This is a genomic window from Brucella pseudintermedia, from assembly GCF_008932435.1.
Lineage (GTDB): Bacteria > Pseudomonadota > Alphaproteobacteria > Rhizobiales > Rhizobiaceae > Brucella > Brucella pseudintermedia.
The window spans coordinates 104,460-126,153 of record NZ_WBWE01000013.1 but is presented as its reverse complement, the minus strand read 5'-3'; the positions used below and the strand labels follow the sequence as shown (position 1 = coordinate 126,153).

The following is a 21,694-nucleotide window of genomic DNA, read 5'->3' as shown; positions in this document are numbered from 1 at the left end:
GATTTCCGATAGATTGTTGCTGTTGCTGCTTTCGGCTTTGGCCGCGCTTCTCGCACTGATACCGCTCGAAAGGCTGGGACTCTTCGGTTCCTCTTTCGAGGGGCAAAGCGGTTATGCCGCTCTTTATTTTGGATTTCCGGTTCTAACCGTCGTTTTCGCGATTCTGGCGGTGCGGTTATTGCCTCGTCCCTTGCCGGTCGCCATGCGCGTTATCGGCTGGGTTGTGCTTGCAATCGTGGCCTTGTTGATACTTGCCTGAAGCATCTCCAGACAGAATAGCTCGGGATTACGCCACTTTGGTCGACGGCGTCATCACCATGTCAACGTGGATATTGCCAAACGGGCAATAGAGCGCGCCGCGCTCATCTTTTTCTATCAGGCCCAATTCGACCAAGGCTGCCGCGTCTTCGTGGACACGCTTGACGTCGCGGCTCAATCGGCGGGCAAGTTCCCGCACGCCCACTGTGCCGCTTCCCAAAAGCTCGTTGAGCAAGAGCCAGCGCCGTTCGGTAAGGTGGGAAAAGAACGCGCCCGGCGTTTCGAAATTCAGCGTTTCGCCCTGATATTCACCAGACGTCAGGCCAGCCTTGGCCCGTTGTCCGGCCGCCCGCAATGCCGATTTCCAATTCGGATTCGTCGTGATCGTCAATGTTCTCATGACCGCCTCCGTTTTTCCACTTCGAGTAGAAAATCTTCAATAAGTTGTTCCAGCGTTGTGAACGGATACGGATATTCTTTCCCGTCCAGATGCTTATGGTCACCTTTTCCACGTTCATTATCGAAGCCGACGACACGTTCTCCGTTTTGGATGTAGACCATCCGATATTTGAATCCGTGGGGACGCGGGCGGCACCGGCGTCGGAACCTGCCACACAACGAACTGGATAATGCTTCCGTCCGTCTCGACGCTTTTGTACTCGGCGAGCTTCCGCGCTTTCATGTTGTCAAATATGCCAACAAACGATTGTGTTGTCAAGTTTGCCAACATACTGGCGGGATCGTGAACTTTTTGCGCAAGGGATGTTTGCTCCGGCACCCTTGATCGTCACTCCGCCATCGCTTCTTCATATTCGGTGGAGAGTTCCAGCCACTTGTCCTCTGCATCCGCAAGGGCGGAGCGCGCATCGCTCATGTCCTTGTTGATGCGAACGGCCTTTTGCGGTTCCTTCTCGTAAAGGGCCGGGTCTTCGAGTTGTGACGAGAAGACTTGAATCTGTTTCTGCAGCTTCTGGATCAAGGCTTCGGTTTCCTTGATCTTTTTTTGCAGCGGCGCCATGGCCTCGCGTTTCTGGGCTGCGAGTTTTCGCTGCTCGGCCTTGTTGACCTTGGCACTGTCATCACGGTCGGTAGCCGGTTCTCCCTTGGCATCGGCCAGAACGATCTGACGGTATTCATCGAGATCGCCTTCAAATGCCTTCACGCCACCTTCGCGCACGAGCCAGAGGCGTTCCATCGTGGCTTCAATCAGGTGGCGGTCGTGGGCGATCAGGATTACTGCACCGTTGAAAGCGTTGAGCGCATGCACGAGCTCTTCGCGGCTGTCTATATCGAGGTGATTGGTCGGTTCGTCGAGGATCAGCAGGTTGGGACCGTGGAAGGTCGCAAGCCCCATCAGGAGGCGTGCTTTCTCGCCGCCGGATAGGTCCTTGGCCGGTGTCAGCATTTTCTCGGTCGAAAGGCCCATCTGCGCAACGCGGGCGCGGACTTTCGCCTCCGGTTCGGTCGGCATCAGCTTGCGCACATGCTCGATGGCATTGTCGTCCGGTATGAGGTCATCCAACTGGTGCTGCGCGAAAAAGGCGACCTTCAGGTTGGGCGAAACCGTGAGCGTGCCCTTTTCGGGCGTCAGGCGACCGGCAATCAGCTTGGCAAGCGTCGACTTGCCGTTGCCGTTGGAGCCGAGGAGGGCAATGCGGTCATCATTGTCGATGCGCAGCGTCACATTGCGCAGCACCGGCTTGCCCGGCACGTAGCCGACATCGGCGTTGTCCAGCGCGATGATCGGGGAGGCTGCTTTCTTCTCCGCATCCGGGAAACGGAAGGGCTGCACGTGGCTTTCGACATAAAGCTCGATGGGTTTGAGCTTTTGCAGTGCCTTCAGGCGCGACTGGGCCTGCCGCGCCTTGGTGGCCTTGGCGCGGAACCGCTCCACGAAGGATTCCATATGCTTGCGGTGGGCTTCCTGCTTTGCATGGGCCTTTTGCTGCAATTCCAGCATTTCGTGACGCTGGCGCTCGAACTGGTCGTAATTGCCGCGCCAGAAGCTGATCTTCTTCTGGTCGAGATGCATGATCGACGACGTGGCCGAATTCAGAAGATCGCGATCGTGGCTGATGATGATGACCGTGTGCGGATAGCGCTTCACATAGTCGACCAACCACAGCACGCCTTCAAGGTCGAGATAGTTGGTCGGTTCGTCGAGCAGCAGCAGGTCCGGTTCGGCAAAGAGAACGGCGGCGAGCGCGACGCGCATGCGCCAGCCGCCAGAGAAAGCTGACGCTGGCTGGCGTTGCGCTTCCGCGCTGAAACCGAGGCCAGAGAGGATGGCGCCAGCGCGCGCTTCCGCGGAATGGGCGTCGATATCGGCAAGGCGCGTGTGAATTTCGGCGATGCGATGCGGGTCGGTCGCTGTCGCCGCTTCTTCCAGAAGGGCCGCGCGTTCCTTGTCCGCCTTCATGACGATTTCGATCAGCGCTTCGTCGGTGCCGGGCGCTTCCTGTGCGACCTGACCGATACGCGTGTTTTTCGGCAATGAGATGCTGCCCGTTTCCGGCGCAAGATCGCCCGTAATCACGCGAAACAGCGTTGATTTGCCGGTGCCGTTGCGTCCGACGAAACCCGTCTTCGATCCCGCTGGCAGCGTTATGCTGGCATGGTCGATCAGGAGGCGTCCGGCGATGCGTACGGAAATGTCGTCAAGGATAAGCATGATGAAAGCGCTTTTGCACGGCTTGAAGCGTTTCCGCAAGTATCAACATCAGTCAGGCGAAGCGCCGTCCGCCTTCCGTTCGCAGGAAAAGCATGAGATCAAGCGAGGGCGCTTCCGTTCCCAGTCTTGTGAAAGCGGTATGGATCTGTCCGCGATGATGCGTCTGGTGGTTGAACATATGGGCAAGCGACGGGGCAAGCCGCTGGCTTATCGTGCGCATTTCATTAAGCGCAGTATAGCTGTAGCGGCCGCTCAGTTTCTGGCTGTCGAGCCCATCCGCAAAGCGGCATATGCGCTCGTCTTCCGCCTGCCGCAAATCGCGCAGCATGATGAAATTGTCGGAAATGATTGCATCGAGCGTCTTCGGGTGATCGCCTTCGTTGGTGAAGCGTTTCATCCAGATGCGATCAGCAACCAGTATGTGATTGAGCGTGCGGTGGATGGAACCGAAGAACAGGCTGAGGTCGAGCCTGTATTCCTCGTCGCTCAACTGGGCGGCAGCGGCATAGACCAGTTCATTTGCCCATCGGTTGTAATAGGCGAACATTTGAAAATGCTGTTCCACGAGCCCCCCTGACACCCATCTGCGCCGCTTCCACGAAGCTGAATCGGCAGGGCATCATCTATGCAATCAATTTTCTGTCGTCTCAAGGTGCTAATCGGTTCGCCTCTTGGCAATCGGGCCTATCGACGGTATAGAGCCTCACTTTTCTGAAAATTCCAGCGAACAAGGTGTCATAATGGCAATCGAACGTACCTTCTCCATGATCAAGCCCGATGCGACCCGCCGCAACCTGACCGGCGCAATCACCGCCAAGCTCGAAGCAGCTGGCCTGCGCGTCGTCGCTTCGAAGCGCGTCTGGATGAGCCTGCGTGAAGCTGAAGGCTTCTATGCTGTTCACAAGGATCGCCCGTTCTTCGGCGAACTGACCGAATTCATGTCGTCGGGCCCGACGGTCGTTCAGGTCCTGGAAGGCGAAAACGCCATCGCCAAGAACCGCGAAATCATGGGCGCAACCAACCCGGCCAACGCTGAGGAAGGCACCATCCGCAAGGAATTCGCCCTGTCGATCGGCGAAAATTCCGTACACGGTTCGGACGCTCCGGAAACCGCTGCGGAAGAAATCGCATACTGGTTCTCGGGCACCGAAATCGTCGGCTGATCCCAACGAAAAATAAAGAAAAAGCCCGGTTCGACCGGGCTTTTTTGTTAGGCGGAAACAGATTTCAAAGACTTTGCGCGAGCCTCGCCACTTCCTTCCCTTCGTCGTCGAAGAGAACGAGTTTGCCCATGTCGATCTTGTATGACTTGGTCTTGCCGAGCACGTCGAGGAACTTGCGTTCCTGGTTCATGAGGGCGGGCGGGCACTGGACATAGGTCGAGCCGATCTCGGCAAAGGAGATGTTTTCGCCGGTGACGGTCGCCTTGCTGAAATAGCGGTTGCAGCCGCCGGAGCCGCTGACGGCGCCATCGGTCGAGACGGTGAGGGTCGTCTGGGCATTGTCGATCACGCCGCCGCCCTGAATGTCTTCTGCGAGCCAGTCCTTGCCTTCGATGCCGATGGCGGCACCCACATCGCCGCTCTTGCGGACCATGACAACCTTGATTTCTGCCGGTTCGCCGGGGTTCTTCGGATCAATGGCATAGTGTTCGTCATTGACGAACCACAGCGTGTCGCCCGCTGAAATGCGCGCCTGCAGGGCATAGTTATGGCCGGGCTGAATCTGGTCCGTATCGAAATTGATGGCGAACGGGATCGGCGAACCCTGAACGGATTCGATCCGCGTTTCACCAATGACCTTGGAGGGCGCATCGGCCAGCGAGACGTCGGAAAGCTGAACCGTCAGGCTCGCTTCCGGCGGCAGCGCGATGCGCTCGCGATACATGACCTTGCCGCTGATGGTTTTTTCCGCCGCCAGGCTGCTTGTCGGCATCGAGGTGGTCAGGAACAAGGCAGCGCCGCCGAGCGCGCCAATGCCGACCGCGAGTGCCGCAGCAATTGAAAGGGTTTTCGCCAATCCATTTCGCATCGTTAAAGCCCGAAACTTCCGTTCCCGCATGCGCTGCTTGTTAAGACAGATGGCGCTGATGCGGATCCCAACCTGTCTGTCGTCATTGCCTGTCGGTGTCTGATTCATACCGCCGACATTAGCGAAATCTTCATGTGAAAATTATGGCGGCGCAAGAACACGTCGCCCAAATTACCCAATATTCTAGGGGGTTAAATAGTTAATTCGCGATTAAAATGAAAAATCGGGATTAATTGTGAAACCTGTAATCGAAAGATCAGTCCAGTTTCCAGCGTTCGCGTATCTGCTCATCTTCCTCCTTGGACGACACCCATCCGCCGACCGAACCGTCCGCCAGATGCTCCCGTTTCCAGAACGGAGCGTCGGTTTTCATGTAATCCATCAGGAATGAGGCGGCCTCAAAAGCCGCGTGACGATGCGACGACGCCGCAGCCACTAGAACGATGTTTTCGCCCGGTTTTATAAGCCCGTAACGGTGAATGATCGTCAGCGCGGTTATCGGCCAGCGCACGATGGCCTGTTGGGCGATGCGGGTGATTTCCGCCTCGGCCATGCCCGGATAATGCTCCAGTTCCAGTGCAGAAAGCGTGCCGCTTTCATCACGGCAAAGCCCGGTGAAGGTGACGATGGCGCCGATATCCGTGCGCCCCTGTTGAAGCTTGCCCAGTTCCGCCGCCGTGTCGAAATCTTCGCTTCTTATGCCGACGAAAAGTGGGCACGGAGTTTGCCCGCTCATCTCATCCTCCCGTCATGGGCGGAAAGAGCGCAACCTCGTCGCCGTCTTTCACCAGTTCCGTGTGTTCGGCATGTTCCTGATTGATCGCAGCGCGAATGACATGCTCATGCTCGAAGGCGGCTTCATATTCGTCACCGCGCGACTTCAGATGGCCGATCAGGTCACCGACAGTCGTTTGGGGTGAGGGGAGTTCGATAATCTCCTCACCCTTGCCGATTTTCTCGCGCACCCAGGCGAAATAGACGAGTTTTACCGTCACCGGATCAATCCATCACGTGTTTAAGGCCCGCCTTGAAATAATCCCAGCCCGTATAAAGCGTCAGAAGGGCCGATACCCAAAGCAGGACAATGCCTGTTTCCGTTACATAGGGCATGATTTTGTCACCGGCAGGGCCTGCGAGCAGGAATGCAAGCGCGATCATCTGCGCGGTTGTCTTCCATTTGGCGAGACGCGAAACGGGAACGCTGACCTTGAGCTCGGCAAGATATTCGCGCAGGCCGGAAACCAGGATTTCGCGGCAAAGGATGATGATCGCCGCCCACAGCGTCCATCCGGCGATCGTGCCGTCAGCGGCAAGCAGCAGCAGGATTGCAGACACGAGAAGCTTGTCGGCAATCGGATCAAGCATACGGCCAATGGTCGAGGTCTGCTTCCAGATGCGGGCGAGATAGCCGTCGAAAAAGTCGGTTATGCTGGCGACTGCAAACAATCCGAGGGCTGTCCAGCGGGCGAAATCGCTCGATTCCAGCCGTCCCTCTATAAAGAAACACAACACCACAAGAGGCACGGCGATGATGCGGCCATAAGTGAGGATATTGGGAAGGGAGAGGGTATGATTCTTCTGCATTCGTTCCGCCGCATGTTTGTCAGCCGCACATCAACAGGGATATGACATAAAATCAACTCCCGCTAACATGTTCGGCCGGGACTTAGAGCGCGTTTCGATCTGATTGGATCAGATCGACGCTCTAATTCTTTGTTTTGACGCGCATCTTATCTGAAAACCGTTTCGCACTTTTCAGGATGCGCTCTAATGACGCTTGTAGATGATTCCCGGACAAGTTTGTGTCATCGATCCCGGAAATGGTCATGAATCGTCCGCGCCATGGCTTCCGAAATGCCGTCAATCTGCATAAGGTCCTCGACGGCGGCGCGTGACACGGCCTTCGCGGTCCCGAAATGGTGCAGAAGCGCACGCTTGCGCGATGGTCCGATTCCCGCGATTTCATCGAGCGGATTCTTGACCATTTCCTTCTTGCGCCGGGCGCGATGCGTGCCGATGGCGAAGCGGTGCGCCTCATCGCGCAGACGCTGGATGAAATAGAGCACGGGATCGCGCGGCGGCAGCGTGAAGGGCTGCTTGCCTTCCACGAAGAAGCGCTCGCGTCCCGCCTCGCGGTCGACGCCCTTCGCAATGCCGATGGCATTGACAAGATGGCTGATGCCAAGCTCGCCAAGAATCTGCCGCACAGCGCCCACCTGACCTTGCCCGCCGTCGATCAAGATGACATCGGGCCATGCGGGAAACGCATCGGTCGCCTCAGCGTTGGTCTGTTCTTCCGGCGCGCCATGTTCTTTCACCAGCCGCGAGAAGCGCCGCTCAATCACCTCGCGCATCATGCCGAAATCGTCGCCCGGCGTAATGTCCGTCGAGCGGATGTTGAACTTGCGGTACTGGTTTTTGACAAAACCTTCCGGCCCGGCGACGATCATGCCGCCGACAGCATTCGTGCCCATGATATGCGAGTTATCATAGACCTCGATCCGGCGCGGCGGCTGCGACAGGCCGAAGGTCTCGGCCATGCCTTGCAACAGGCGTGCCTGCGACGATGTTTCGGCAAGCCGTCGTCCAAGCGCCTCGCGCGCGTTGGTGAGGGCGTGATCGACAAGATCCTTCTTCTCGCCGCGTTGCGGCACGTTGACCTGCACTTTATGTCCTGCGCGCGTCGACAGCGCTTCGGCGATCAGCGATTGTTCCTCCACAGTCTCGGACAAGAGAACAAGACGCGGGCATGGCTTGTCGTCGTAGAATTGGGACAGGAAGGCCCCGAGAACCTCCGCGGGTCCGAGCGAACTGTCGGCTTTCGGAAAATAGGCACGGTTGCCCCAGTTCTGGCCGGTACGGAAGAAGAAGACCTGAATGCAGGTCATGCCGCCTTCCTGATGGATGGCGAAAACGTCTGCTTCTTCAACTGTCTGCGGATTGATGCCCTGATGCGACTGAACATGGGAAAGTGCGGCCAGACGGTCGCGGTAGACCGCCGCATGTTCAAAGTCGAGATCGGCGGATGCGGCCTGCATTGCGGCTGCCAGATGGTCTTTCACCGACTGGCTTTTGCCTGAAAGGAAGGCTTTGGCCTCGCTGACAAGTTCGGCATAGTCCGCGTCGCTGATCTCATGCGTGCACGGGCCGGAACAGCGCTTGATCTGATAGAGAAGACAAGGGCGGGTGCGTGTTTCAAAAACCGAATCCGTGCAGGTTCGCAGCAGGAACGCGCGCTGAAGCGCATTGATCGTGCGGCCCACGGCGCCAGCCGAGGCGAAGGGGCCGAAATAGTCTCCCTTGCGGGACCGGGCGCCGCGATGCTTGAAGATGCCGGGCGCCCGATGGTCGCCGGTCAAAAGAATATAGGGAAACGACTTGTCGTCGCGCATCAGCACGTTGAAGCGCGGGCGCAATCGCTTGATGAGATTAGCTTCCAGCAGCAGGGCTTCGGTTTCCGTACGGGTGACGACGAATTCCATCGTCACCGTTTCGCGGATCATTCGCGTTATACGATTGGAATGGCCGATCCCGCGCGCATAGTTGGACACGCGCTTCTTGAGATTGCGCGCCTTGCCGACATAGAGCACGTCACCATCGCTGTTGAACATGCGATAGACGCCCGGATTATTGGGCAGGCGTTTCACGAAAGCATTGATGATGTCCTGCCCGCTGAGGCCCTCGATATCCGGCAGGCCATCGGAGGAATCCCACTGGATCGAATCGGCAGCGGAGGGCGGTGCAGAGGCTTCGACTACGTCGTCGCTCTCGTCTTCCTCTTCGGTTTCCGCATCGCCAATGATGAAACCTGCCACATCCTGCTCGTCATCCGGCGGCAGGTTGGCAACGGCGTCCTCATTGTTCTTGCGGTTTCCGGTCATTCGGTGATTCCTGCAATATCCGGGGTTTCCCATGCCAGATGCTGGCCGCCATCAAGCGCGATCATCTGGCCGGTGACGGAGCGGCTTTCCCAGAAATAGCGAACAGTACGCCCAAATTCCGACAATTCCGGCGCGCGCTGCAAAAGAAGTTTCTCGACCTGCTGTTCGAAATCACCCGGCTTCTGCCTTTCGCTCGGCAATGTGGGGCCGGGGGCGATTGCATTGACCCGGATTCGCGGCGCAAGCGCCTGCGCCATGGTGCGGGTGGCATTCCAAAGCGCCGTTTTCGAGAGCGTATAGGAAAAGAAGTTCGGATTGAGCTTCCACACGCGCTGGTCGATCACATTGACCACAAGCCCATCCTCACCCTCGGGCAAGGCATTCGCCATTTCTTCGGCCAGCAGGACGGGAGCTTTCAGGTGAATGGCAAAATGCTTGTCCCACAGCGCCATGTCCAGTTGCCCGATCTGGTCATCTTCAAAAAGCGAGGCATTGTTGATCAAAAGTCGGATCGGCCCGATCTGGCTCGAGGCATCTTTGACGAGATTGCGCACATCGGCTTCGGACGAAAGATCGGCACGTACCACGCGGGCGATGCCGCCTCGCTCGTTTATGGCGCTCGCAAGGGCTGCGCCTTCATCGACGGAGTGATTGCAGTGTATGGCGACCGGGAAGCCATGGGCGGCAAGGTCTTCGACGATTGCCTTTCCAATGCGCCGCGCGCCGCCGGTTACCAGAACCGGGCATTTGGCAAGCAGGCGGGGCTCGTGATCATTCAACACGGTAAACACTTCCTTATCGAGATTCTTCAATCGATTTCATGCCACTTCGGTCGGAAAATTACAGCTAAAAACAGCGTCGGCAACCTCCATAGCTGACAAATTTGTAGAGATTTCAGCGACTTCGTTTCATCTGGCCGGTGAAGAGCAGCAACGCAGCCACCATCCTTCTCCCATATAGTTGCCCGTAGTCGGCGTTGCGATAATGCAACATCGCAATTTTGCCACGTTCTCGACAGGTTCTCTCCACAGAAGCGGGCATTTCGTGCCGCAATTACCGCCGATATGTCGGTCCTGTCAGCGCGGCATGGACGATTACTCCCAATGTCGCCCGCCCGATAAGGGACCGCGCAAAAGGTAATTTGTGTAAGGAGAATGCTATGCGCACTCTTAAGTCTCTCGTAATCGCCTCGGCTGCGCTGCTGCCGTTCTCTGCGACTGCTTTCGCTGCTGACGCCATCCAGGAACAGCCTCCTGTTCCGGCTCCGGTTGAAATGGCTCCGCAGTACAGCTGGGCTGGCGGTTACACTGGTCTGTACCTCGGCTACGGCTGGAACAAGGCCAAGACCAACACCGATGGCAGCATCAAGCCTGACGATATGAAGGCTGGCGCCTACGCTGGCTGGAACTTCCAGCAGGACCAGTTCGTATACGGCCTCGAAGGTGACGCCGGTTACTCCTGGGCCAAGAAGTCCAAGAACGGCCTGGAAGTCAAGGAAGGCTTCGAAGGCTCGCTGCGTGGCCGTCTCGGCTACGACCTGAACCCGGTCATGCCGTACATCACCGCTGGTGTTGCTGGTAAGCAGGTCAAGCTCGACAACGGCTTCGACGACGAAAGCAAGTTCCGCGTTGGTTGGACTGCTGGTGCCGGTCTGGAAGCCAAGCTCACGGACAACATTCTGGGCCGCGTTGAATATCGTTACACCCAGTTCGGCAACAAGACTTATGATCTTGGCACCGAGTCGGTCCGTAACAAGCTCGACACCCACGACATCCGCGTCGGCGTTGGCTACAAGTTCTAATTATCTGATAATTGAACACGGAAAACCGGGCAGGCGACTGTCCGGTTTTTTGTTGCGTTGTTTTTGGATTCAGCTGTTTGCTGTTTCCATCAGCCAGCCGCGAAAGGCCGACATCGCCTCGGTTTCCGTCCGCGATTGCAGCCTCGTCAGCCAATAGCCGCCCATCGTCACCGTCGTTTCGAATGGCTGGATGATGGTTTCCGACAACAATTGCCGGGAAAACATCAGTGGCGGCGCAAGCGCAATGCCTGCTCCCTGCATGGCAGCTTCCATCATGGCAAGCGACGAATCGAACATGATGCTTCGGGGCAGGGGCATGTCTCCCGTAACGCCCGCCGCCAGAAACCATTGCGCCCATTCATCGGCACGATAGGAGCGTAGCAGCGTATGGCGCGCAAGATCGGCCGGTGTTCGCAATTCACGCGCCAGTTCCGGAATGCATAGTGGCGACAAGGGCGCTTCCAGCAACCGGGTTGCGTCGATGCCGTGCCATGCACCGCTGCCGAATCGGATGGCGTAATCCAGTCCTTCCGCCGCGATATCCACCCGGTTATTGTTGGTCGAAAGGCGCAAGTCGATGAACGGATAGCGACTCTGGAAATCGTGCAGACGCGGCAGAAGCCAGCCGACCGCAAGCGTCCCCACCGCGCCCACCCGCAATATCTCCCGGTAGTGCCCGGCCTCGAAAAGCTCAAGCGTACCCGCGATGCGGTCGAATGCGTCTTTCAACGTGGGAAGCAGCGCTTCTCCTTCTTTGGTCAGCATCAATCCGCGCGGCAGGCGCTCGAACAACGTCACATTGAGGCGGGTCTCGAGGCTTTTGACCTGATGGCTGACAGCGGCCTGCGTGACGCAAAGCTCAATCGCGGCCTTGGTGAAACTGAGGTGACGCGCCGACGCTTCAAAGGCGCGGAGCGAATTGAGCGGGAGATGCGGACGAACCATGAAAACCCAAATTTTTCTAATGCCAAATGCTAGATAACGTCGTTTGTCGTTGCTGCGCAAGCAGCGTACATCAGCAGGGCCTGAAAGGCTTGCATCCCCTGGAAAACGGGTTTCAGTATAATGGATCGCGCAGTGCGGCTAATGTCTTGGTTAAGACGCAGCCGAACGCATAATCATGAGGTTTATTCATCTATCATGAGAAAATCTACGACACTTTTGATCGGTCTCCTCGCTACGGCTGCGATTGTCCCGAACAGTCGCGCGCTTGCTGCAGGCGATAGCGACCTGCGCCGCATTGTCGATGAAACCGTACGCCCGCTCATGGCCGAGCAAAAAATCCTCGGCATGGGCGTTGCCATCACCATCGACGGCAAAATTCATTTCTTCGGTTATGGAGTGGCGTCGAAGGACGGCGGGCAGAAAGTCGATGAGAATACGCTTTTCGAGATAGGCTCGATCAGCAAGACCTTTACCGCGACGCTTGGCGGCTATGGATTGGCGACCGGCACCTTCTCCCTGTCCGATCCCGCAACCAGATGGGCTCCTGAGCTCACAGGCAGCAGTTTCGACAGGATCACCATGCTCGATCTTGGAACCTATACGCCGGGAGGATTGCCATTGCAGTTTCCCGATGCAGTCACCGACGACAGTTCCATGCTGGCCTATTTCAAGAAGTGGAAGCCGGATTATCCGGCGGGCACGCAGCGCCGTTATTCGAACCCCAGCATCGGGCTGTTTGGCTATCTCGCGGCGCGCAGCATGGGCCAGCCGTTCGACGTGTTGATGGAGCAGAAGCTTCTGCCCGCATTCGGCCTGAAAAACACGTTTGTCCATGTGCCAGAAAGCCGGATGAAGAACTATGCCTACGGCTATACCAAGGCCGACAAGCCGATCCGGGTATCGGCAGGCACGCTGGATGCGGAGGCCTACGGCATCAAGACCACGGCGCCGGATCTCCTTCGCTTCGTCGCGCTGAATATCGACAGCTCGCCGCTTGCGCCCGATTTTCAGAAAGCCGTCGCCGCAACCCATACGGGTTACTACCGTGTCGGCGCGAACAATCAGGGGCTCGGCTGGGAAATCTATGCTTATCCGGTCCCGCTCAAGACGCTTCTGGCGGGCAATTCGTCCGACATGGCGCGGAAATCCCATAAGATCGAGAAATTCGATTCCCCGCACGCGCCGTCGCCGAACATGCTTGTCAACAAGACCGGCTCCACCAATGGTTTCGGTGCCTATGCGGCCTTCATTCCCGCGACAAAGACCGGAATCGTTCTGCTCGCCAACCGAAACTATCCGAATGATCAGCGCATAAAAGCCGCTTACCGGATTTTGCAGGCGATCAACGGGAAACAGTAAACCGCAATGAAAACCCCGGAAAATCCGGGGTTTTCATTCGTTTCGGCCATCAGCTGTGCGGCAAAAGTTCCGTCAGTTCCGGATGCAGTTCCTGAAAACGCTTCATCCAGCGCTTGAGCTTGGAGCGGTTGCGCTCCCATTTGCCTTCAAAACGCAGCGCCAGATAGCCGAGCGCGGCTGCAACGGCGATATGCCCCACATGCAGCTTGCCTGCCAGACGCGGCGGCGCTTCATTCAGAAGGTCGAGCGCGCGTTCGGCCTTGCGCCATTGCAGGTCGAGCCAAGGCTGGTGGACCTTCTCTTCCGGACGCATGCGCCGTTCATAGACATGCGCCAGAAGCACGTCGCAAAGACCGTCGGCAATGGCTTCATAACGCTCCGCATCGGTGCGTTTTTCGGCATTGCGCGGAAAAAGCTTTTTGCCCGAAACCCGGTCCAGATACTGGGTGATTGCCCGGCTGTCGAAAATGCCTTTGCCGTCATCCGTCACCAGCGTTGGAATCTTTCCAAGCGGATTGGCATGGATGAGATTTTCCGGTTCCGCCGAGGTGTTGACGATGACGCTTTCAAACGGAATGCCCGCGTGATGGGCAGCCATGCGAACCTTCGCGCTATAGGGTGAAGCGGGTGAATAGAGTATCTGTGTCATCGTAACTTCCTGAACAGGGTAGGTAGGGTCTATCGCGTAGGGGGCACCATCACGGAGCGGCTTCGGCAGGCATTGGCGTCCACCTCGCTGCAGGAACGGAATTGCAGGTCCTTTGTCATGCAGATGCGGACTTCCTGCAGGTAATTCCGCTTGCAACTGATCGAAATACCGTCCGGCTTCATGCCGGGATTGGCAGCGACGAAGGCTTTTTCAACAAGCATGGGATCGACGCGCCGCCCGCTGGCAAGACTGCGCAGGCTTGGCGGAATCTTGACCTGATCGAAAGCGTTGCGCAGCGTGTCGAAATAATCATTCTGGGAAAGGCCGGAACAACTGCCATGCTTGCGCCATTGATAGGCGACGAGACCGGCAGCGGGCATGATGTCCGAGAGGTTGGAAATAATCCGTCGCGGCACATAGCTGCCGCCGCTTCGGTTATTGTCGACCCGGCAGTTCGCCGGATAACCCCGTTCGTTCTGCGGCCACAGACCATGCACCACGAAACCGAAAGGCCGGTTGGTGCCGCATTGCTGCTTGTTGGCGCGTGGGCCTTCCGATGCGCAATAGCTTGGCGACCAGGTGAGGGCGAGGACATAAAAGTCGAACTCGCCCGGAATGTCATCGGCGCGTACAGGCAGGACATTCGCCATCGCCGCTGCAAGCAACGTGATCGCAGCAGCGCCAAACTTCCGCAGCATATGCCCTCCACTCAATGGTTGCCCTGCGGCTTCAGTGTCTGAATCAAAAAGCGGCAGGCCGGCAGGGCGACTTTGAGTAGTCACTAGCGAAGAACGCGGCACCGGGCGTCATACACATACCAGCGGTCGAAACCGTCTACGCAGAACTCGACGTTGCGGCCCATGGATGCAAAGCCCTGACCTTCCTCAACCATATACCAGACCGAACGATACTGGCCATCGCTCAGAACGGCGGTTGCCTTGCAATAAGTGCGCTCGATCTGGGCCGGATTGGTCTTTGGTTCATAGCGCGTCAGTTGAACGTCGCTCATGGCAGTGATGCCGACCTGCGGCAGGTTCGGGACGTGGCGCACCTGATAGCCGAAATCGGAAACCACCGAGCGGAGCACGCTTTGCTGGCTGCACGCGCCCGCACCGGCAACGCCTGCGGGAGCCGGAGCAAGATAATCTGCGGCGCTCGCGGGCAGGGAAGCCAGCGTCAGGGGAAGGACGGCTGCGGCGAAAGCGGCTGCGCGTGAAAACTGTCCGATGCGATCCAGGGTTCGTTGCATATCTCTATCCTGTCCGAAATTGCGAGCCAACTCGCTGAATTCTGTGATGGCCGAAGCCTCGTCGGGTTGCAGTTTCTGTCACCGTTTCACGCGGGTCAAGTGCGATCCGTCTCGCTACGCACCCACTTGATGCTGAAATTGCTCCCCTTTTCCTCGGCCAGAAGCTTGGTAAGGCAGGGAAGCAGGGTTTGCATCTCACTTTCGAGTGTAAAAGGCGGATTGACGACAATCATGCCAGTGCCGTCGAGACGCGGTTCGGCGGAAGGCGCGCGAATCGCAAGCTCGATCTGCATGATCTTGGGAATGCCGGTTTCACGCAGGCGTCGGGTGAACCGTTCCGTCTCCCTGCGGTCCTTTATCGGATACCAAAGCGCGTAGATCCCGCCGCTGAAACGCTTGTGCGCCTTGACAAGACCGTCGACCAGACGGTCGAATTCGCCTTCCTTTTCAAAAGGCGGATCGACCAGCACCATGCCGCGTTTTTCCTTCGGCGGCAGGTGGGCGCCAAGCGCAAGCCAGCCGTCGAGCTCGGTCACGCGCACCTGATAGTCACCCTCGAAGAGTTTCGCCAGCCTGGCCGAATCCTGCGGGTGCAGTTCCAGCGCGGACAAGCGGTCCTGCTTGCGCAGCAAATGCCGCACGAGAAGCGGCGAACCCGGATAATGGCGGAGCGTTTCGCCCTCGTTGACGGCGCTGACGGCGGCAAGATAAGGCTCCAGCAATTCCAGCGCGGGCTGCTCGATCTGGCCTTTCTGGACGGCTTCCACGATGCGGTCGATGCCACCCGTCCATTCGCCGGTCTTGCCGGCTTCCACGCCTTTCAGATCGTAAAGCCCGATGCCGGCATGGGTGTCGATGACGCGAAAGGCCTGATCCTTGCGCTTCAGATATTCAACGAGACGGGCGAGAATGACGTGCTTGACGACATCCGCAAAATTTCCGGCGTGATAGGCGTGACGATAATTCATGGCTGCGCTTGTTTCATGTCGGCATGTTTTCGGCAAGAGGCGGGAAACGGCAAAAACGCCCCGCGCTGCGTCGTTGCTGCAATATCTCTCCTGTCACAAATGTGACATACAAGTTTCAGCATCCGCTCCTTATCCTTTGAATCGAGTCCCGAAATGTCTGGTGGCGTCCTTCTGATCGTCCTCTTTGGCGCGTTCCTTCATGCGAGCTGGAACGCAATCGTCAAGGGAAGCGGAGACAAGTTTTTCGGCGCTGCCAGTGTTACCGGCGCTGCCGGGCTGATCGCTCTTTTCATTCTGCCTTTTCTGCCGCTGCCGAACCCGGCAAGCTGGGTTTATATGCTTCTGTCGACGGTGACGCAGACCTTCTACATGTCGCTGGTGGCCGCGGCCTATAAATCCGGCGATATGAGCGAAGCCTATCCGATCATGCGCGGCACGCCGCCCTTGCTGGTGGCGCTGGTGAGCGCGCCTCTGGTGGGCGAGGTCATGGGCTGGCAAAGCTGGCTTGGCATCGTCCTGATCTGTTCCGGCGTTCTGGCGATGGCGCTTGACGCTAGGCGCAGAAATCGCGGTGCTTCCAGCCGCACCGCCTTGCTGGCCCTTACCAATGCCGGTTTCATTGCCAGCTATACGATCATCGATGGCCTTGGCGTCCGCGTTTCGGGAGAGCCATTATCCTATACGCTTTGGCTGTTCCTGATGAACGCGATACCGCTTGCCGGTTGGGCATTCTATCGCGAGCCCGACCGGTTCATCCATTACCTGCGCAATCACTGGCGACCGGCCATGATCGGCGGGGTGGGCACATTGGGGTCGTATGGTCTGGCGCTCTGGGCGATGACCATGGCTCCAATTGCCGTCGTCGCGGCACTGCGGGAGACGGCGATCCTCTTCGGCGTGCTCATTTCCTTCCTGGTGCTGAAAGAAAAAGTCGGCCTGTCGCGCTTTGTAGCTGCGGGGCTCATTGTCTTCGGTGCGATTTCACTGCGCCTGTCGTGAAAATTTATTTCGTCACAATGATAGTCTTCCGGCAGAATTTCGTTTCTGCGGGAAGTGGCTTGATATATTAAGGTAACATGAACCAGCACGCCCCCATTTCCAATATCAAGATCGGTCATTCGGCCTGTCCGCATGACTGCCCGTCAACCTGCGCACTCGACGTGGAAATCCTCGACGAGCGCACCATCGGGCGCGTGCGCGGCGCGAAGGACAACAGCTACACGGCTGGCGTCATCTGCGCCAAGGTCGCGCGCTATGCAGAGCGTGTGCATCATCCAGACCGCCTGAAGCATCCGCTGGTTCGCGCTGGCGCGAAAGGCGAGGGGCAGTGGAAACAGGCCTCATGGGAGGCAGCCCTTGATCTTGTTGCCGAGCGCTTTCTGAAAGCCGAGCAGGATCATGGCAGCGAGAGCGTCTGGCCATATTACTATGCAGGCACGATGGGGCTGGTGCAGCGCGACTCGATCAATCGTCTGCGCTTTGCCAAGCGCTATTCCAATCAGTTCGACAGCTTCTGCACCAACATGGCATGGACCGGCTATTTTGCCGGAACCGGAAGCCTGACCGGTCCCGATCCGCGTGAAATGGCCAAAGCCGATGTGGTGGTCATCTGGGGCACCAATGCTGCCGCCACGCAGGTCAATGTGATGACCCACGCGGTCCGCGCGCGCAAGGAACGCGGCGCGAAAATCGTCGTCATCGACGTTTACGCCAATGCGACCGTCCGGCAGGCAGATATGGGCATCGTGCTCAAGCCCGGAACCGATGGCGCATTTGCCTGTGCGGTCATGCATGTGCTGTTCCGCGACGGTCTGGCCGACTGGGATTATCTGGAGCGCTATACCGACGATCCCAAGGGGCTTGAAAAGCATCTTCAGACCCGCACGCCGGAATGGGCAGCGGCGATCACCGGCCTGTCCGTTGAAGAGATCGAGGCCTTCGCTCATCTCGTTGGCAAGACCAAGCGCACTTATTTCCGGCTGGGCTATGGTTTCACCCGCCAGCGCAATGGCGCGGTGAACATGCATGCCGCTGCTTCGATCGCCTGCGTCACGGGCGCGTTCCTCCATGAAGGCGGCGGGGCGTTTCATTCCAATTCCGGCATCTTCAAGATGGACAAGCGCGAGATCGAAGGTCGCGCCATGCAGGATGTCGGCATTCGCTTTCTCGACCAGTCGAAGATCGGTCGCATTCTCACCGGCGACCGGCAGGCGCTTTATGATGGCCCGCCCGTCATGGCGATGCTGATCCAGAACACCAATCCGATGAATGTGACGCCGGAGCAGCGGCTGGTGCGCAAGGGCTTCGCGCGCGAGGATTTGTTCGTTGCCGTGCACGAGCAGTTCATGACCGATACGGCGAAGATGGCCGATGTCGTCCTGCCTGCGACGACCTTTCTTGAGCATGACGATATCTATCGCGGCGGCGGGCAGCAGCATGTGGTTCTGGGGCCGAAGCTGATCGAGCCTCTCGCCGATGCGCGCCCGAACATCTTCGTCATCAACGAACTGGCCAAACGGCTTGGCGTCGGGCATCTGCCCGGCTTCGATCTGGATGAGCGCACGCTGATCGACAATATGAATGCCAATAGCGATCTGCCGCATTTCGACGAATTGAAGGAAAAGCGGTTCGTGGATCTGCAGCCGCCTTTCGAAGAAGCGCATTACATCAATGGTTTCAAGTGGCCGGACGGCAAGTTCCGCTTCCGCCCCGACTGGACTGGAAGCCCTTCGCCCAACAAGCCGCCGGAAGTCATGGGGCTTCAGGGGCCTCATCAGTCGATACCGGAATTTCCGGACCATTGGGAAGTGATCGAAACGGCGGATGCCGAGCATCCGTTCCGCATGACGACCTCACCGGCCCATAATTTCCTGAACTCGACCTTTGCTGAAACGCCGACCTCGCTTGCCAAGGAAATCCGGCCCGAACTTCTCATCCATCCCGACGATGCGGCAGAGCTTGGCATTGAGGATGGCGAGCGGATTGAAATCGGCAATCATCGCGGCGAGCTGGTGCTTCATGCCGTGCTGCGCGCCGGACAAAAACGCGGGGTCGTCGTGTCTGAGGGCATTTTCCCGAACTCGGCATTCGAGCGCGGTGAGGGGATCAACATCCTGGTTGGCGCCGAACCTGCCGCCCCTTATGGCGGGCTGGCGGTGCATGATACCAAAATCTGGATACGCAAAATAAATCCATAAATATTAATCCAACAACGCCCGGCGCATATATAAACTATATATGCGCCGGGCGTTGTTGATTTTGGGCTCGTCAGCCAGCGTAACGCAGCTTTAGCTTGGAAACACCAACAGCAGCATTAAGGCCGCGCTGGCCCTGAAGCGAAATCGGCTGAAGTGAAATCGTCTTCCACGAACCGCCCGTCAGGATATTGGTGCCGAAGCCGACGCCGATGGCTGCATTGGCGGAAGCGCCAACGTAACGGCCCTGAAGTGCGCCTTCCGGACGAACGCTTGGGGCCCATACAGCCCAGGCGACACGGCCGCCATTGATGAAACCGACATCGACGCCGAGCTTGGTTATGGTGCCGGTGTAATGTTCAATCGGGCCGCGACCGCGGGCAGGCCGGAATACGCAATCCACATCCTGCTGGCTGCCGATGATCACGCCGATCGCCGGGGAGATGTCGCAGGACAGCATACCGACTTCCGAACGCGGCTGGGTGCGACCCGAAGCGGGAGGAGCTACGAAGTCGGCTGCGATCGCTGGAGCCGTAACCGCAATGCCGGAAACCACGGCCATTGCGGAAAGGAAGGAAGTCGAAAAACGGAGAGACATGTCCTTGTCCTCTTCTAAAAACATATTGAAAGAGACGTTTATCACGACTCTTAACGGGGTTTGCCGAAGCAAGTTCCGTTACGAGGGGGAATTAGAGCTTTTTGCGGGAGATTAAAGTTTTATTAACAAAAAACTTCGTGTGTGATGAATTTGCCGCGGTCAGGCGCTAACAATCACGCAGTCTGCCGGGTCATCTGACTGAATCCCAGCCTGTCCGGTGGCAAATTTGCGCAGGGCGGTAGCATAGAGCTGGTGTTCGGCCTTGAGGACACGCGCTGCAAGTGTTTCCGCAGTATCTCCGGCGCGCACCGGCACCGCCGCCTGCGCCAGGATTGGACCTTCATCCATGCCTTCGGTCACCAGATGAACGGTGCAGCCAGCGACCTTCATCCCCGCATCGAGGGCCCGCTGATGAGTGTGCAGTCCGGGGAACAGCGGCAGCAGGGAAGGGTGAATATTGAGAATGCGGCCTTCATAGGGAGCAATGAAGCGGCCCGACAGAAGGCGCATGTATCCGGCAAGGCAGATGATATCCGGCTTCAAGGCGGCAAGCGCCTCCAGAATGGCATCTTCATGCGCATCCTTTGAGGCATAATCCTTGCGCTTGAAAACCTGCGTGGCAATGCCTGCGCCTTGCGCCTTGGCAAGGCCCCCAGCTTCCGCCTTGTCGGAGAATACAGCCACTATTTCGGCTGGAAAATCCGCAGTTTCAGCGGCGCGGATCAGCGCCTCCATATTGGAGCCGCCGCCCGAAATGAAGATGACGACCCGCTTGCGGCTCATAGCGCGAGCTGGCCCTTGTAAACGACGCCATCCTTCTCGCGCTTGACCATCCGGCCAAGCGTGACGACCTTTTCGCCTTCGGCGGCAAGGGCGGCTACGACTTCCTCGGCCTTTTCAGGCTTCACGACGGCAATCATGCCGATGCCGCAATTGAAGGTGCGCAGCATTTCGTTAGGCTCGACGCCGCCCGTTTTGGCAAGCCAGGAGAAGACCGGCGGAACGGAAATGGAGGCAAGGTCGATTTCGGCGGCAAGACCTTCCGGCAGGACGCGCGGAATATTGTCCGGAAAACCGCCGCCAGTGATGTGCGCCAGCGCCTTGATGCCATCCGAAGCGCGGATCGTGGCGAGAAGCGGCTTCACATAGATACGTGTGGGGGTGAGCAGCGCTTCACCGAGCGTCGCGCCCGGCTGGAACGGTGCATCGGACTTCCAGCCGAGGCCGGAAAGCTCGACGATGCGGCGTACCAGCGAAAATCCGTTGGAATGAACACCGGACGAGGCAAGTCCCAGAATGACGTCACCTTCGGCAATGTCGCCGCGCGGCAGCAGGCGGTCGCGCTCAGCCGCGCCAACCGCGAAACCGGCAAGATCATAATCGCCGTCGCGGTACATGCCCGGCATTTCAGCGGTTTCGCCGCCGATCAGCGCGCAACCGGCCTGACGGCATCCTTCGGCAATGCCCGCAACGATATCGACACCCTGATCCGGCGAAAGCTTGCCGGTGGCAAAATAGTCGAGGAAAAAGAGCGGTTCGGCACCCTGCACGACCAGATCGTTGACGCACATGGCAACCAGATCGATGCCCACCGTGTCGTGCTTGTCGGCGTCGATGGCGATCTTCAGCTTGGTGCCAACGCCATCGTTGGCGGCAACGAGCACCGGGTCCTTGAAGCCAGCAGCCTTGAGGTCGAACAGGCCGCCAAAGCCGCCAATCTCTCCGTCCGCACCGGGGCGGCGCGTGGAGCGCACGAGGGGCTTGATCTTCTCGACCATCAGGTTACCGGCATCGATGTCGACACCAGCCTGCGCGTAGGTCAGGCCATTATGGCCGGCGGGCTTGTTTTCCATGGTCATGGCCTGCTCCTGAAAGGGGGTGCTTATCCACGCAGTTGTCTAATGCATTTTCGGCAAAAGCGTATAACGGTTTTGCTTGAGAAAATGCGATAAACAGAGAATGTGCGCGCAATGCCATGAGACGGCGCTGCCCGCAAGGCCACAAAGCCGGAAAAGAGCGAAATTGCGCAGGATTCTGCCTGGAATCGTGATGGATCATTCCTCTTGCGGTAGAGGGTTGTGCCTCGAGCG

At 58.0% G+C, this 21,694-nt stretch carries 24 protein-coding genes; 6 read left to right on the top strand and 18 right to left on the bottom strand.

Annotation, left to right across the window (positions count from 1 at the left end):
* The first annotated feature begins 13 nt into the window (after window positions 1-13).
* Complete coding sequence (locus tag F9K78_RS17385) at window positions 14-259, top strand: hypothetical protein (protein ID WP_235925468.1); 246 nt, start codon at window positions 14-16, stop codon at window positions 257-259.
* A 27-nt stretch (window positions 260-286) separates the two neighbouring features.
* Here the strand turns inward: F9K78_RS17385 and F9K78_RS17380 are convergent, their stop codons facing one another.
* From F9K78_RS17380 to F9K78_RS17365, 4 genes are all read right to left on the bottom strand, one after another.
* Window positions 287-658: an HVO_A0114 family putative DNA-binding protein gene (locus F9K78_RS17380; RefSeq protein ID WP_151682483.1), complete on the bottom strand. Its 372-nt coding sequence runs from the start codon at window positions 656-658 to the stop codon at window positions 287-289.
* Window positions 655-819: a toxin-antitoxin system TumE family protein gene (locus F9K78_RS22140; RefSeq protein WP_235925467.1), complete on the bottom strand. Its 165-nt coding sequence runs from the start codon at window positions 817-819 to the stop codon at window positions 655-657. Before F9K78_RS22140 ends, F9K78_RS17380 begins: the two co-directional genes overlap by 4 nt.
* Before the next feature lie 226 nt (window positions 820-1,045).
* Window positions 1,046-2,929 carry an ABC-F family ATP-binding cassette domain-containing protein gene (locus tag F9K78_RS17370; protein WP_151682482.1) on the bottom strand — a complete coding sequence of 628 codons (1,884 nt, stop codon included), beginning with the start codon at window positions 2,927-2,929 and terminating at the stop codon, window positions 1,046-1,048.
* A 52-nt stretch (window positions 2,930-2,981) separates the two neighbouring features.
* Complete coding sequence (locus F9K78_RS17365) at window positions 2,982-3,494, bottom strand: DinB family protein (protein ID WP_121982747.1); 513 nt, start codon at window positions 3,492-3,494, stop codon at window positions 2,982-2,984.
* Window positions 3,495-3,669: 175 nt separating this feature from the next.
* On the opposite strand from F9K78_RS17365, the gene ndk reads away from it, so the two are divergent.
* Window positions 3,670-4,092 carry a nucleoside-diphosphate kinase gene (gene ndk / locus F9K78_RS17360; RefSeq protein ID WP_121982746.1) on the top strand — a complete coding sequence of 141 codons (423 nt, stop codon included), beginning with the start codon at window positions 3,670-3,672 and terminating at the stop codon, window positions 4,090-4,092.
* Window positions 4,093-4,156: 64 nt separating this feature from the next.
* Here the strand turns inward: ndk and F9K78_RS17355 are convergent, their stop codons facing one another.
* The 6 genes from F9K78_RS17355 to F9K78_RS17330 form a co-directional block, all read right to left on the bottom strand.
* Complete coding sequence (locus F9K78_RS17355) at window positions 4,157-4,960, bottom strand: YbaY family lipoprotein (protein ID WP_121982774.1); 804 nt, start codon at window positions 4,958-4,960, stop codon at window positions 4,157-4,159.
* 256 nt (window positions 4,961-5,216) lie between these two features.
* Window positions 5,217-5,696 carry a molybdenum cofactor biosynthesis protein MoaE gene (locus F9K78_RS17350; RefSeq protein WP_121982745.1) on the bottom strand — a complete coding sequence of 160 codons (480 nt, stop codon included), beginning with the start codon at window positions 5,694-5,696 and terminating at the stop codon, window positions 5,217-5,219.
* Between the two features lies 1 nt (window position 5,697).
* The gene (moaD, locus tag F9K78_RS17345; RefSeq protein WP_121982744.1) at window positions 5,698-5,955 is read right to left on the bottom strand and encodes a molybdopterin converting factor subunit 1; all 258 of its coding nucleotides are present in this window, start codon (window positions 5,953-5,955) and stop codon (window positions 5,698-5,700) included.
* A gap of 4 nt (window positions 5,956-5,959) precedes the next feature.
* Complete coding sequence (gene pgsA / locus F9K78_RS17340) at window positions 5,960-6,544, bottom strand: CDP-diacylglycerol--glycerol-3-phosphate 3-phosphatidyltransferase (RefSeq protein WP_006466426.1); 585 nt, start codon at window positions 6,542-6,544, stop codon at window positions 5,960-5,962.
* 221 nt (window positions 6,545-6,765) lie between these two features.
* Window positions 6,766-8,841: an excinuclease ABC subunit UvrC gene (gene uvrC / locus F9K78_RS17335; RefSeq protein ID WP_151682481.1), complete on the bottom strand. Its 2,076-nt coding sequence runs from the start codon at window positions 8,839-8,841 to the stop codon at window positions 6,766-6,768.
* Window positions 8,838-9,653, bottom strand: a complete 816-nt coding sequence (locus F9K78_RS17330) for an SDR family oxidoreductase (protein WP_121982742.1) — start codon at window positions 9,651-9,653, stop codon at window positions 8,838-8,840. The genes uvrC and F9K78_RS17330 overlap by 4 nt, the downstream gene beginning before the upstream one ends.
* Window positions 9,654-10,000: 347 nt before the next feature.
* On the opposite strand from F9K78_RS17330, the gene omp25 reads away from it, so the two are divergent.
* Window positions 10,001-10,642, top strand: coding sequence for an outer membrane protein Omp25 (omp25, locus tag F9K78_RS17325; RefSeq protein ID WP_121982741.1), 642 nt, complete (start codon window positions 10,001-10,003; stop codon window positions 10,640-10,642).
* 69 nt (window positions 10,643-10,711) lie between these two features.
* On the opposite strand, the gene F9K78_RS17320 is transcribed toward omp25, so the two are convergent.
* Window positions 10,712-11,587 (bottom strand): LysR family transcriptional regulator, encoded by an 876-nt coding sequence (locus F9K78_RS17320; protein ID WP_122066843.1) that lies wholly within the window; start codon window positions 11,585-11,587, stop codon window positions 10,712-10,714.
* Between the two features lie 195 nt (window positions 11,588-11,782).
* Here F9K78_RS17320 and blaOCH point away from each other — a divergent pair, with 195 nt between their 5' ends.
* Window positions 11,783-12,946, top strand: a complete 1,164-nt coding sequence (gene blaOCH / locus F9K78_RS17315; protein ID WP_151682480.1) for an OCH family extended-spectrum class C beta-lactamase — start codon at window positions 11,783-11,785, stop codon at window positions 12,944-12,946.
* 49 nt (window positions 12,947-12,995) lie between these two features.
* On the opposite strand, the gene F9K78_RS17310 is transcribed toward blaOCH, so the two are convergent.
* The 4 genes from F9K78_RS17310 to F9K78_RS17295 all read right to left on the bottom strand — a co-directional run bounded on the left by F9K78_RS17310 (window position 12,996) and on the right by F9K78_RS17295 (window position 15,812).
* Window positions 12,996-13,595 carry a glutathione S-transferase gene (locus F9K78_RS17310; protein ID WP_121982738.1) on the bottom strand — a complete coding sequence of 200 codons (600 nt, stop codon included), beginning with the start codon at window positions 13,593-13,595 and terminating at the stop codon, window positions 12,996-12,998.
* 29 nt (window positions 13,596-13,624) lie between these two features.
* Window positions 13,625-14,293 carry a ribonuclease T2 family protein gene (locus F9K78_RS17305; RefSeq protein ID WP_121982737.1) on the bottom strand — a complete coding sequence of 223 codons (669 nt, stop codon included), beginning with the start codon at window positions 14,291-14,293 and terminating at the stop codon, window positions 13,625-13,627.
* Between the two features lie 83 nt (window positions 14,294-14,376).
* Window positions 14,377-14,844: a phage portal protein gene (locus F9K78_RS17300; RefSeq protein ID WP_121982736.1), complete on the bottom strand. Its 468-nt coding sequence runs from the start codon at window positions 14,842-14,844 to the stop codon at window positions 14,377-14,379.
* A gap of 95 nt (window positions 14,845-14,939) precedes the next feature.
* On the bottom strand, window positions 14,940-15,812 hold the full coding sequence (locus tag F9K78_RS17295) for a 23S rRNA (adenine(2030)-N(6))-methyltransferase RlmJ (protein WP_121982735.1): 873 nt from the start codon (window positions 15,810-15,812) through the stop codon (window positions 14,940-14,942).
* Between the two features lie 153 nt (window positions 15,813-15,965).
* Between F9K78_RS17295 and F9K78_RS17290 the strand changes: the two genes are divergently transcribed.
* Entirely contained in the window at window positions 15,966-16,811 is an 846-nt protein-coding gene (locus tag F9K78_RS17290; RefSeq protein WP_121982734.1) for a DMT family transporter, read from the top strand.
* 77 nt (window positions 16,812-16,888) lie between these two features.
* A complete protein-coding gene (locus tag F9K78_RS17285; RefSeq protein WP_121982733.1) occupies window positions 16,889-19,009 on the top strand; it encodes a molybdopterin oxidoreductase family protein in 2,121 nt (706 codons plus the stop codon).
* 70 nt (window positions 19,010-19,079) lie between these two features.
* Here the strand turns inward: F9K78_RS17285 and F9K78_RS17280 are convergent, their stop codons facing one another.
* The 3 genes from F9K78_RS17280 to purM all read right to left on the bottom strand — a co-directional run bounded on the left by F9K78_RS17280 (window position 19,080) and on the right by purM (window position 21,463).
* Window positions 19,080-19,604, bottom strand: a complete 525-nt coding sequence (locus F9K78_RS17280; protein ID WP_121982732.1) for a DUF992 domain-containing protein — start codon at window positions 19,602-19,604, stop codon at window positions 19,080-19,082.
* A gap of 159 nt (window positions 19,605-19,763) precedes the next feature.
* Window positions 19,764-20,387 (bottom strand): phosphoribosylglycinamide formyltransferase, encoded by a 624-nt coding sequence (gene purN / locus F9K78_RS17275; RefSeq protein ID WP_121982731.1) that lies wholly within the window; start codon window positions 20,385-20,387, stop codon window positions 19,764-19,766.
* A complete protein-coding gene (purM, locus tag F9K78_RS17270) occupies window positions 20,384-21,463 on the bottom strand; it encodes a phosphoribosylformylglycinamidine cyclo-ligase (protein WP_121982730.1) in 1,080 nt (359 codons plus the stop codon). Before purM ends, purN begins: the two co-directional genes overlap by 4 nt.
* Window positions 21,464-21,694 lie beyond the last annotated feature (231 nt).